The 11,798-nt window shown below is 69.3% G+C and carries 13 protein-coding genes; 9 read left to right on the plus strand and 4 right to left on the minus strand.

The features are described 5' to 3' along the window. Positions 1-143 precede the first annotated feature (143 nt). On the minus strand, positions 144-554 hold the full coding sequence (locus ACFYY6_RS29800; protein WP_388651996.1) for a VOC family protein: 411 nt from the start codon (positions 552-554) through the stop codon (positions 144-146). A 149-nt stretch (positions 555-703) separates the two neighbouring features. Here ACFYY6_RS29800 and ACFYY6_RS29805 point away from each other — a divergent pair, with 149 nt between their 5' ends. The 5 genes from ACFYY6_RS29805 (at position 704) to ACFYY6_RS29825 (ending at position 5,588) form a co-directional block, all read left to right on the plus strand. Next, positions 704-1,096, plus strand: coding sequence for a helix-turn-helix transcriptional regulator (locus ACFYY6_RS29805; protein ID WP_389196548.1), 393 nt, complete (start codon positions 704-706; stop codon positions 1,094-1,096). A 10-nt stretch (positions 1,097-1,106) separates the two neighbouring features. Next, positions 1,107-1,523, plus strand: coding sequence for a VOC family protein (locus tag ACFYY6_RS29810; protein WP_389196526.1), 417 nt, complete (start codon positions 1,107-1,109; stop codon positions 1,521-1,523). An 861-nt stretch (positions 1,524-2,384) separates the two neighbouring features. Then, a complete protein-coding gene (locus ACFYY6_RS29815; protein WP_389196528.1) occupies positions 2,385-3,437 on the plus strand; it encodes a bifunctional DNA primase/polymerase in 1,053 nt (350 codons plus the stop codon). Next, positions 3,434-4,993: a phage/plasmid primase, P4 family gene (locus ACFYY6_RS29820; RefSeq protein WP_351520725.1), complete on the plus strand. Its 1,560-nt coding sequence runs from the start codon at positions 3,434-3,436 to the stop codon at positions 4,991-4,993. The genes ACFYY6_RS29815 and ACFYY6_RS29820 overlap by 4 nt, the downstream gene beginning before the upstream one ends. 208 nt (positions 4,994-5,201) lie before the next feature. Continuing rightward, entirely contained in the window at positions 5,202-5,588 is a 387-nt protein-coding gene (locus tag ACFYY6_RS29825; protein ID WP_351520723.1) for a DUF6009 family protein, read from the plus strand. An 84-nt stretch (positions 5,589-5,672) separates the two neighbouring features. Here ACFYY6_RS29825 and ACFYY6_RS29830 read toward each other — a convergent pair whose 3' ends face one another. After that, the gene (locus ACFYY6_RS29830) at positions 5,673-6,848 is read right to left on the minus strand and encodes a macrolide family glycosyltransferase (protein WP_389196530.1); all 1,176 of its coding nucleotides are present in this window, start codon (positions 6,846-6,848) and stop codon (positions 5,673-5,675) included. 417 nt (positions 6,849-7,265) lie between these two features. On the opposite strand from ACFYY6_RS29830, the gene ACFYY6_RS29835 reads away from it, so the two are divergent. Next, on the plus strand, positions 7,266-8,489 hold the full coding sequence (locus ACFYY6_RS29835) for an MFS transporter (RefSeq protein ID WP_389196532.1): 1,224 nt from the start codon (positions 7,266-7,268) through the stop codon (positions 8,487-8,489). Between the two features lie 177 nt (positions 8,490-8,666). After that, a complete protein-coding gene (locus tag ACFYY6_RS29840) occupies positions 8,667-9,212 on the plus strand; it encodes a TetR/AcrR family transcriptional regulator (RefSeq protein WP_351631611.1) in 546 nt (181 codons plus the stop codon). Between the two features lie 23 nt (positions 9,213-9,235). Here the strand turns inward: ACFYY6_RS29840 and ACFYY6_RS29845 are convergent, their stop codons facing one another. Next, positions 9,236-9,547 (minus strand): hypothetical protein, encoded by a 312-nt coding sequence (locus tag ACFYY6_RS29845; protein WP_389196534.1) that lies wholly within the window; start codon positions 9,545-9,547, stop codon positions 9,236-9,238. Between the two features lie 258 nt (positions 9,548-9,805). On the opposite strand from ACFYY6_RS29845, the gene ACFYY6_RS29850 reads away from it, so the two are divergent. Then, the gene (locus tag ACFYY6_RS29850; protein ID WP_351631615.1) at positions 9,806-10,273 is read left to right on the plus strand and encodes a hypothetical protein; all 468 of its coding nucleotides are present in this window, start codon (positions 9,806-9,808) and stop codon (positions 10,271-10,273) included. A gap of 186 nt (positions 10,274-10,459) precedes the next feature. Here the strand turns inward: ACFYY6_RS29850 and ACFYY6_RS29855 are convergent, their stop codons facing one another. After that, positions 10,460-10,885, minus strand: a complete 426-nt coding sequence (locus ACFYY6_RS29855) for a Rid family hydrolase (RefSeq protein WP_351525916.1) — start codon at positions 10,883-10,885, stop codon at positions 10,460-10,462. Between the two features lie 340 nt (positions 10,886-11,225). On the opposite strand from ACFYY6_RS29855, the gene ACFYY6_RS29860 reads away from it, so the two are divergent. Beyond that, positions 11,226-11,684 (plus strand): hypothetical protein, encoded by a 459-nt coding sequence (locus ACFYY6_RS29860; protein ID WP_073788057.1) that lies wholly within the window; start codon positions 11,226-11,228, stop codon positions 11,682-11,684. Positions 11,685-11,798 lie beyond the last annotated feature (114 nt).

An 11,798-nucleotide genomic window follows, 5' to 3' on the forward strand; every position in this document is an offset into this window, starting at 1 on the left:
CGGGACCGCGTTTCCACGGTCTCCGTCGGTGTCGCCTGGACCGGCGTCGAGCAGTATGGCTGGCTTCTCCGCCGGGCGGATCGCCGCCCGGCGGACTTGTGCGGTATGCCGGGCGGCGGGCCCGTACGCGGCCGCTGCGCGGCTCAGCCCAGCTCGTTGATGCGGACCAGGTTGCCCGCGGGGTCGCGGAAGGCGCAGTCCCGGACGCCGTACGGCTGCTCGGTGGGCTCCTGGACGATCTCGGCGCCTCCGGCCCGCACGCGCTCGAAGGTCCCGTCGAGGTCGCCGGTGGCCAGGGTGATGCGGGCGTAACTGCCCTTGGCCATCATCTCCGCGATGGTGCGGCGTTCGTCGTCGGTGATGCCCGGTGTGGTGGCCGGCGGCTCCAGAACGATGGACGTGCCGGGCTGGTCGGCGGAGCCCACCGTGATCCAGCGCATCGCGCCGGCTCCGACGTCCTTGCGGACCTCGAAGCCGAGAAGGTCGCGGTAGAACGCCAGGGAGGCGTCCGGGTCCGTGTGCGGAAGGAAGGTCCAGTGAAGGGTGATGTTCATGGAGATCAGGCTAGGGAGGGCCCCTCGACCGACGCTTCTCCATTCCTGATCGGTATCCGATCAGCCATGAGTGAGTGCTGTGCGAAACTGCTCGGGTGAAACGGCAGGACCTCGGCGATCTCGTCCGGCTGCGGCGGGCCCGCGACCGGATGGACCGCGACTACGCCGAGCCGCTCGACGTCCCGACGCTGGCGAGGGGCGCCCTGATGTCGCCGGGCCACTTCTCCCGCAGCTTCCGTGCCGCTTTCGGCGAGACGCCGTACAGCTACCTGATGACCCGTCGTATCGAGCGGGCCAAGGCACTCCTGCGGCGCGGCGATCTCACGGTGACCGAGGTCTGCTTCGCGGTCGGCTGTATGTCGCTGGGGTCGTTCAGCTCTCGCTTCACCGAGTTGGTCGGCGAGAGCCCGAGCGCCTACCGGGCCCGGAGTCACGAGCACGGCGCCGCGATTCCGGCCTGCATGGCCAAGCTCCACACGCGGCCGGTACGGAACGGGGGAGCGGTCCGCGACGGAGAAGCGGGCCCTGCCGCACGGCCGTAGCGTGAGCGGCATGGATATCAGACTTTCGCAATGTTTCATCGCCGTCGACGACCACGACAAGGCGATCTCCTTCTACCGCGACGTGCTCGGCCTCGAGGTCCGCAACGACGTCGGGTTCGAGGGGATGCGCTGGGTGACCGTCGGGGCACCCTCCCAGCCGGACGTGAGCATCGTCCTGGAACCGCCCCTCGCCGATCCGAACGCCTCGCCCGACGACCAGCGGGCCATGGCGGAGCTGATGGCCAAGGGCCTGCTGAGGGGCGTCATCTTCGCGACGGACGACTGCGACGCCACCTTCGAGCGCATCAGCGCGGCGGGCGGCGAAGTGTTGCAGGAGCCCATGGACCAGCCGTACGGCGTCCGGGACTGCGCCTTCCGCGACCCCGCGGGGAACCTGCTGCGCTTCAACCAGCCCCTCCGCGGCTGAGCCCGTCGGGGCGGTTCGGTCCCTGCGCGGGCCGGCCACCGGCAGGGACCGAACCGGCCCGGCGGGCGGCCGACGGTAGGTCAGTCCCTGCGAGCAGTCCGCCGGCCCGCGCAGGGACCAACAGGGACGGAGGGGCCAGGGACCGACCCCAGTGACTGGTCCCTGTTCGGTCCCTGGGCTTCAGTCCCTGATAAAAGCCCAGGTCAGAGCGGTATGCACCCCTGAAACAGGGACTGAAGGGACTCAAATCCCTAGTTATAAGCTCACTACGTATGCGTGTATGCGCGCCCGCGTGTATCTCATATGACTCAATACGTATCTGGCTCATAATTAGAGATTTGAGTCCCTTCAGTCCCTGATCGGGGGGTCATACCCCATCTGACCTGCGGAGATGTGCAGGGACTGAAGCCAGGGACCAACGCCGCCCGCCCGGTCCCTGGTCCCTCAGTTCAGTCCCCGAGCCGCCAACCGGTTTTCCTACTTGCCAAGAATTGGCGTGCCAGGGCGCGCGAGAACCTGGATGCGCCCCCGCCTGACGGGGCATCCTCCCGCTCAGGAAAACGGTATATAACGTGACTTTGACGGTCGTTCCGGCGTGCCGGGGGGTCCCCGAAGGGACTCAAGGGACTGAGAATCAGATAACGGCACGCGGGGGAGATGACAGGACGGGCAAGGGGGACATGCCTACACTCATTCCGAATGACAGTCCCTTCAGTCCCTGTCGGCGGGCCGAGAGGCCATGTGACCAGCGGCGTCAGAGGCAGGGACTGAAGCCTTTACGACCGGACGGACAAGGACGACTGCGTGCGGCGCCACGGTGAGACGAGCCCCGGAGCTTCCCCTGCCCGGCGGGTGTCGTCGATGTCCGTCGCCCGCTGGTGCGCCGGTCACGGCTGGCCCGTCCACCCGCTGGCCCCCGGCCGGAAGACCCCGGCCGGGAACTGCGCGGACTGCAGGGACCGGCACCACGACCCCCGCACCTGCCCCTGCCTCCCCGCAGGACGTCCCTGCCACGGCTTCCACGCAGGGACCACCGACCTTCGGCGCATCGAGAAGTGGTGGACCGACAGCCCCCGCTCCGGAGTGGGGGTGGCGTGCGGCCCCGCCGACCTGATCGTCATCGACGTCGACGCCCACTCCGCCCCGGTCCCCGACCGGAGCCGCCTGCTCCCGGGAATCCCGATCCACGAGTCCGTCAACCTCACCGGCCTGGCCTCCGGATTCGACACGCTTGCGTTGCTCGCCGCTTTCCGGGGACAGCCCGCCCCGGCCGAGGACGAGAGCACTCTGCGCGTACGGACCCCCTCCGGCGGGCTCCACATCTGGTACCGGAACCCCGACCCGGGGATCCGGTACCGCTCCTCGGCCGGCTCCAGCCCCAAGGTCGCGCTGGCCTGGCAGGTCGACGTACGGGCCGAGGGCGGGTACATCGTCGCTCCGACGACCCGGACCGCCCAGGGCGTCTACGAGGCCCTGGGCACCGCCCGGATGCCCGCGCCCCTGCCGTCCTGGCTCGCGGCCGAACTGGCCCGCACCGGCCACGTCGTACCGCCCGAGCCGTCCCGGACGCCCCTGCGCCCCTCTGCGCCCCTCGTGAGGCCCGTCGTCCCCGGCGCGCGGCGGGCCCGGCGCCCGAGAGCCGCGCACAGGATCCTGGCCCCGCTCGTCGACGAGGTCGCCCGGTGCGAGGCGACGAGGGAGGGAGCGGGCTTCACCGAGAAACTCAACCGGGCCGCGTTCACCGCCGGAGGGCTGGTCGCCGCGGGCCACCTCCAGGAGGACGAGGTCCGGGAACTGCTCACGGCCGCCGCCCACCGGGCCCGCCCCTGGCAGGGTTCACGAAACGAGAAGATCATCCACGACGGTCTCGCAGCCGGGGCCGTCCGACCGCTCCACCCCGAAGGACGTTCATGAGCAGTGCCGAGAGCACGCGCTTCGACGCCACTGCCGCCGCTCAGCAGATGCTCGACCTCGAAGCCCGGGAAGAGCCCGCGTCGGCCGCCGCGATGCCCTCGCATACCGCGGCCGCTCTGCCTGCCCAGGCCGTTCCCGGAGCAATCGCGTCCCCGGCAGCCTGGCCGCCGCCGGGGCAGTTGCCCGGCACGCTGACGGACCGGGGCAACGCGAAGCTGTTCGCGCGTCTCTACCGCGACCAGTTCCGGCACGTGGAGGGCCTGGGCTGGTACTCCTGGGACGGCTACCGCTGGAAGCGTTCGGGCGGCGAGAAGGCGGCCCTGTGGGCGGCGGGGGAGATGGCCGAGGACATGCCGGACTCGGACCCCCGGGGCATCTTCGGTGACCGGGAACTGCGTCTCCACAAGAAGCGCACCCTGTCGACCACCGGGATGAAGGCCCTGCTGACCCAGGCCAAGGCGTCCCCGGACCTCTCCGTCGACCCCGACACCCTCGACGGCGACCCCTACGCCCTGTGCACGCCCGACGGCATCGTCGACCTCAAGACCGGCCGCCTCCGCAAACCCGACCCCACCCGGGACTTCCACTCGCGGGCCACCAGCGTCGGCCCCCGGGACATGCCCACCCCCCGGTGGCACCGGTTCCTGGCGGACACCTTCGGCGACGACGCCGAGGGCCAGGAGATGATCGACTTCCTGCATCTGCTGCTCGGCTACTCCATCACCGGTGACGTCGGCGCGCAGGTCCTTCCCTTCCTCCACGGACAGGGCAAGAACGGCAAGTCCGTCCTTCTCGACGTGATGATCCAGATCCTGGGCGACTACGCCGACGCCGCCCCGCCCGGCTTCCTGATGGACCGAGGCGCGTTCTCCGAGCACTCCACCGAGCTCACCGAGCTCCACGGGCGCCGCCTGATCGTCTGCAGCGAGCTCAAGCCGAACGACCGCTTCGACGAGGCCCGCGTACGCCTCCTCACCGGCGGCGACAAGATCAAGGCCCGCCGCATGCGGCAGGACTACTTCTCGTTCACCCCCACCCACCACCTGTGGCTGCTCGGCAACCACAGGCCCGAGGTGTCCACCGGCGGCTTCGCCTTCTGGCGCCGCATCCGTCTGCTGCCCTTCGAGCGGATCGTCCCGGACGAACGGAAGATCGACAACCTGGCCGTCGAACTCGTCGTCGACGAGGGCCCCGGCATCCTGCACTGGCTCACCGAAGGCGCCCGCCGTTACCTCGCCACCCGCGACACCCTCGCCGGCCCCGACAGGGTCCGCATCGCCACCACCGCCTACGCCAACACCGAAGACCACATCGGCCGCTTCCTCACCGAGTGCTGCATCCACGACCCCGAACGGCCGGAACTCCGCGTGGAGCAGGGTCTGCTCTACGCCTCCTACAGCACCTGGTGCACCACGAGCGAAGGCATCCGCCCCGCGACCACCCGAACCTTCGCCACCCGGGTCCGTCAGGAGGTCGGTCTCGCCTCACCCGCCGACATGATCAAATCCAACGGCCGCAAGTTCTACCCAAACCTCGCCCTGGCAGCCGAACAGTGAACGACATCCGTACGCACCACCATCCTGCCCATCGGTCGCGACGCCGACCCCTGCACTCGCCCCGCGCCCCCCTCTACCATGGAGGCGCGGCCCATCGGGCGCACGTCCCCCGACCGGGGACGACATCCCGGACACCTCAGCGGAACAGCGGAACACAATTCAGGCACCACCCGGACCGGTGCACGCGGACGAAGGAGAGGTCGTGGCCATGAGCTCGCTACTGACCGACGGCGACCTCACCCACGAAGCCCACGTGGTGTGGCTGGAAGACACCGAGCACCTCGACTACGTCCGCCAGGCCCTGGACAAAACCCCCCGCAGGCGCAGCAGACCCCGCTATGCCCGCGACGGGCGGATGATCGGCTACGTCGAACTCGACGCCACTGCCGAAGCCGACCCGGACAGCGGCCTCTACCGGCGTCGTGTGTTCTTCCTCCTGCCCCACGACCGCGACTCCGACCCCGACGGTGTCTACCGCCAGGGCGCGCCGGGCGAGGCCGTCGACCCGAGGACCATCCATCCCAACAAGGCGGGCGAGAAGACCCCGCGTTCGCAGCGGGGCACCGCGACGGCGACGCCCCAGCCGTCGCCGTAGCCGACGGACCGGGGGTGGTGGAGCGGAACCCGCTCCACCACCCCCGGCCCGCACCCGGCCCGGTGCGTTCCCCCGGCGCAGGGATCAGTCCAACAGGTTCTCGATGAGATCGGCGGCGCGCATGGTGCCGCCCTCGGCCCGCGCGTCGGCGCGCAGCTGCGCCGAGCGGCGGGCGACCTCCGCGTCGGCGACGAGCTCGTACAGGGCGTTCCGCAGGGTCTCGGCGGCGACGTCCTCGGTGTCGATGCGGCGGGCCACGCCCAGTTCCACGAGGCGGTCGGCGTTGGTGAACTGATCGGCGGCCTGGGGGACGGCGATCATCGGAACACCGGCCATCAGCCCTTCACCGCAGCCGCCCATACCGGCATGGGTGACGAAGGCGTCCGCCCGCTCCAGGATCGCCCGTTGGGGGACCCAGGAGTGCACCTCGACGTTGGACGGGATGGTGCCGAGTTCTCGTGGATCGGTGTACTTCCCGATCTGGAGGACGACGTGCCAGCCGGGCCGGTCACCGAAGGCCGCCAGGCACTGGCGGTAGAACTCCGGCCGGCGGGTGAACGCCGATCCCAGGGAGACGAGCAGCACGTTCTCCGCATCGGCCGGGCGGGTCCAGCTTCCCTCGCTCTCACGGGCGTCGAAGCAGGGCCCGACGAAGGTCACCGTGCCGGTGTCGACCCGGTCGGCGTGCGGCTGCATCGCCCGGGTGATCAGCGCGAGGGTCCGCGCGGGGCGGCCGGAGAAGGCGTCCACGTCGGTGGTGGAGGCCCCGCACTCGGCGAGCCACCGCGCGAACCTCGTCCGGTACGCGTCGGCGCCCGGCAGCCGCCACAGGTGTGCCGCGACGTCCTGGTCGTAGCCGTCCCAGGCCACGTAGGTCGGGGACAGCTGCATGAGCGGTCGGCCCTGTGCCTCGGCGAGGGCGCGTGCGGCGTAGGCGCCGATGTCGTACAGGTAGAGATCCGCCGGGTCGTGGTCGTAGGCGGCGCGCAGCTGGGGGAGTGCCTGAACGGCGTTGCCGAGGAAGAGGTCCATCACGGCGACGGGGTCGTCGGGCCAGTTGTTGTCGGCGACCGGCAACGTGGAGGTGCACGGGACCAGTTCGGCGCCGGCGGCCGTGATCCGGTCGGCCACCGCCGAGTCGTTGGCGTAGGTCACCCGATGACCCCGGGCCACCAGCTCGCGGATGACCTCGAGACTGGGCAGGACGTGACTGACAGCGGGAATGCCGACCATCGCGATGTGGGCACGGCGACGGGTCATGGAAGATCACTCATTTCAGGTCTATGGCGAAAAAGGGCAACACGAACCCGTGCACTCACTGCCGCGAGAAGAAAACCCGTCGCGGGAGCGGTACATGGGGGTGCGATATGAGAACGGGGTCCGCCCCGTCCGCGTCAGCCGTAGATCTGGAACAAGTTCATGCTCGGCACCCTAGCCCGCCGCCGGGTCGTCGGGCACCACGTTTTTCGGCGACTTCGGTGACGGCCGCCCTGTTCTGATGGATCGCCAGCTCGTCGGGCGCCTCCCTGACGGGGCGAGCGGACGGCGGATCACGCACACTGCACCCCGTTGAGTTGACGCAACGCCTCGTCTAGTCTTCGAGCTAGACGCAACGGTATGTCTACTCTTCTTGCTCTGCCGATCCAGCCACAACCGCACTTCCGAGAGGTCACTCCAGTGGAAAAATCGACCAACCCCGCCGATCGGGCCGGCGCGACGACAAGGGCCCGCGGCAGTGGCCCGGCCGTGTTCGGCGTGGCCTTCGCCTTCTGGATCACCATGGCGGGCACGACGGCGCCCACGCCTCTCTATCCGCTGTACGGAGACGCCTTCGGCTTCACACCGTTCACCGTCACAGTGGTCTTCGCCGTCTACGCCATCGGTGTCGTGGTCGGGCTGCTGGCCCTCGGGCGGCTCTCCGACCAGGTGGGGCGCCGCCCCGTCCTGATCGCCTCGACCTTGCTGTCCGTGTGCGCCGCCCTCGTGTTCGTACTCGCCCAGAACGTCGCGGCGATGCTCGTCGCACGGGTCGTCTCCGGCTTCTCCGCAGCCCTCGTCACCGGCGCCGCCACCGCCTCGCTCACCGAACGGCTCGGACAACACAGCCGCGTCAAGCCGGCCACCCTCGCTCTGTTCGCGAACATGGGCGGCCTCGCGTGCGGCACGCTGCTGGCGGGTGTCCTGGCAGACGTCGCACCGTCTCCGCTCCGTACGCCCTGGGTGGTGATGCTCGTCCTCGCCGCCATCGGCATGCTCGGGGTCGTGATGGGCGGCGAGAGCTCCGACCACCGGACCGGCTTCTCCCTCCGGTTCCAGCCCCTGCGGATTCCGAGCGAGATCCGGTCGGACTTCCTGCGTTCGGCCATGGCGGCAGGCGCCGGTTTCGCCGTTCTCGGCGTCCTCACCGCCGTGACGGGCCTGTTCCTGGGGACCGTGCTGAACCAGTCCAGCCATACGCCGACCGGCCTCGTGGTCTTCATCGCCTTCGCGTGCACCGCCTTCGGTCAGCTTCTGGTCCGCCTCCTCCGGCCCGGCACGGCGTTGCCCGTGGCATGCGTCGGACTGATCGCAGCCGCCGCCCTGATCGCGGTGGCCATGGCCACCAGTACCCTCGCGCCTCTGCTCATCGGCGCCGCGGTGAACGGACTCGCGACGGGAATCGCCGTCGGTCACGGAATCGGCGGCATCACCACGCGCAGTGCCCCGCAGCACCGCGGCGCGTCGGTCTCCACCTTCTTCGCCATCCTGTATTCCATGCTCGCCGTGCCCGCCATCGGCGTAGGCGTCCTGATCCGGCAGACCAGCCTGCGCCCGGCAGGAGAGACGTTCAGCGCGGTGGTGGCCGCACTCGCGCTCTGCGTACTGATCAGCTTGATCCGCGGCACCAGGAAGACCGCCTGACCCGTCGTCCACACCATCCACGCCCCGGCGGATCCGGCTGTGCCAGAATCACGGAAACGTACGACTTGAGAGGTTGAAGGAACCATCAGCGCCACGCGGAAAGCCCAGCCGGCCCGTCAGCAGAGTCCTGTCGTCAGCCGAACCGGTCCCCGACGCAGTGAGAGCGTCCGGCTCGCGGTGCTCCGGGCCGCGGACGACCTCCTGGTCGAGCGCGGGTTCGCCGCCTTGACCATGGAAGGCATCGCCCAGCGTGCGGGCGTGGCCAAGCAGACGATCTACCGCTGGTGGAAATCGAAGGTCGAGATCCTGCTGGACACCCTCAGCGACGACGCCCGCGAGGCACTGGAATGGCGTGCGGGGGAGGACGACCCGCAAGGCGATCTCAAGAGCCATCTCCAGCGCGTGGCCGACTTCTTCGAGGAGCCGGCCGGTCAGGTGATGCAGGCCCTTCTCGGCCATGCCCAACTGGACAAGGACACCGCCGCCTCGTTGCGCGACGGTTTCCTCCGCGAACAACGCGAAAGGGACATCGCCGGGCTGCGCGCATTCCTCGCGCGCAGCCACGACCTGAGCGTCGACGACCGGACCGTCGACCGCCTCGTGGATCTGCTGCTCGGCCCCCTCTACTACCGGGTTCTGGTGCTCGGCAAGCCGATCGACGAGGAGCTCGTGGACACCACGGCCCGGCTCGTGGTGACGCTGGCGAGAGATTCGACGCACTGAGGCTGTCCGAGGCCGCGCCCGCATCAGCGGGGGCGCGCCTCCGACGGCTCCGGCAGCGTTTCGTGTCCCGCGAGGCAGAGCCTGACGCGGCACAGGTCTTCGGCTTCGACGAACACCTGTTGTTCCCAGTAGGCGGTGAGGCGCTGCGCGACAGCGACCAGCCGACGGCGGTCTTCCGGCGTGTACGCCGGGAAACGTACCCAGCCCTGGTCGGCGATCTTGTTGCCGAGTTCGCCGAACAGCACAGCCCGGAAACGCTGCTCCTCCTCGTCGGTGAGCGGTGTGGTGTCGTCCTCCGCAGGCAGCAGCCGGACGTTGTAGAGGTCTCGTATCACTGCGCGGCTCGCAATCTGCTCAAGGTTCGTTCGGGACAGCCTATGGACGCGCGCGACGACAGGGCCGGGCGCGACGGGACGTCGCACCGGGTTCGTGAACCGGTCCCCGGCGGGCGTGTGGAATTTATCGTGCTGATATGGATTTCGGTCATCCCGAATTATTGGTGATTTCCGTGAGCCGCTTTCCTTCCCGAGACATGGCGGAGTTTCATGGCGTGGCCCAGGAAAACAGGGCTTCTGATCTGTGAAGGGAAGACGATGAAACTCCGTACTTTTTCGTTCCTCGCCGTCGCGACCGCGGTCCTCGCGGTCGGCGGCACGGCGGCGGGTGCCGCCCAGGCTTCCGTGTCCGCGCCGGACGCGGCACGCTCCGCCGAGGCGCGCCCCGCATCCGACACCCTGATCCATCCGAGGGCGACGCTGCGGAAGAACCAGGCCTGGACCTCCGGCAACGGCCGGGCCATCCTGCGGTTGCAGCAGGACGGGAACCTCGTTCTCTACAAGGACAATCGCCCGGCGTGGCAGGCGCCCGGCGCGTACCCCAACGGTGACCACGCCGTCATGCAGGAGGACGGCAACTTCGTCCTGTACGACCGCGGTGGCCGCCCGCTGTGGGCCTCCGACACCTGGCGCAAGGGCGCGTACCTCGCCGTCCAGGACGACGGCAACGTCGTTGTCTACAACAAGGACAGGCGTCCGGTCTGGGCCACCAACACCGGGGACTGAATCCTCTCGGTGATATCCGTCCGGGATTCCTTCCGGTAACTCCTGTACCCCCATCAAGGCATCGGATCTGTCGCCTCCACACCTCGGGTCCGATGTCTTTTTGTTGCCGCTCGATTTCGCCGTCGCTCGATTTCGCCGCGCGGTCCGGTTTCCGTCGACGGCGAGGGCGGCCCGGACCGCGGCCGCTCAGTCGGTGTCCGGCCGGGGCGCCGGTCGGACGGCCACCGCGTCGATCTCGAACAGCATTCCCGGCATCGCCAGAGAGGCGACGCCGCTCAACGTCTGGGCCGGCAGTCGGTCTCCGAACCGCGCGTGCAGCGCCTTGCCGAGGATCTCCAGCCTGGCGGGCTCGTGGTCCACGATGTACGAACCGAGCCGGACGACGTGTTCGAAGCCGAGCCCCACCCCTTCCAGGGCCGACCGCAGCCGGTCGAGGGCCAGATCCACCTGGTCCGCGAAGCCGTCCGGCACGGGGGAGCCGTCGGCGTCGGACGCGTACTGGCCGGCGATGAAGACGAGTTCGCCGGGGGCCGAGACGGCGTGGCTGTAACCGTACGGCGTCGGGTCGTGCAACGCGGGCGGGTTGGTGATCGTGCGCTGGTCGTGTGTCATGGACGGTGTTCCTTCCGTGGCGTACGGCCGCCGCGCGGGCGGCGGGCCGGTGGATGACAAGCGGTTGGAATCGCACGGGAGAGACGGCACCGTTTCCCCATCGCTTCCGTCACCATCCCTCAACACCCCACGTCGACTCGTCCATTCCGGGCCGGCCGGGCCCTTCGCCCGATTTGGTCGGAGCATGTCAAAAATCATGGCGATGTGCCTTGTTGTCTCAAGGGGGCCGTGCCTCAATGGGGGAGTCATCTCCCTGACGGGTTGTCAGGTGAGTGCGACGTTCCGGCGTGGTACCGCGAACTCGCGCCGGTGATCCCCCCACACGAAGGGCCAAACCATCATGAGGCATGGCATACGGCGGACAGCTGTCTGTTCCGCCCTCGCCGCGGGCATGCTCGCGCTGACTTCCACGGCCGGTGCGGTCACCCCCACCACCGCCACGATCTCCTTCAACTGCGGCATCTACGGTTCGGGCACCGCGACCCTGACCGCCACCCAGAGCGGCACGGCAGCGACCATCAACCTCTCGACCTCCGCCATCACCGCCCCCATCGACGTCGGGGCGAACTCGGTGAAATCGACTCTCACGCTCACCAACAAGGGCACGAGCACGGTGACGTTCACCGGAAACTCCAACCCCGCCATCCCCGCGGGCAGTCCCGTTTCCACGGGCCCGCTCAGCGGAACCGTCGCCTCGGGGGACAGCCTGGAGGCCAAGTCCCTCAAGGTCGTGGTCATGGGTATCACCGCGACCTGCAACGCGTCGTCCACCCAGTCGCCCGGACCGTTCGTGTTCTGACCCGCTCGGGCAGCGGCTGAACGGAGCGACGGTCGGGAACACGTACGCGGCCGGGTGGCGTCGCCGGTCCGGAAACGGGACGGCAGCGGATGCCATCCGGCCGCTCCCCCATGA

It is taken from the genome of Streptomyces sp. NPDC001750, from assembly GCF_042892615.1.
Lineage (GTDB): Bacteria > Actinomycetota > Actinomycetes > Streptomycetales > Streptomycetaceae > Streptomyces.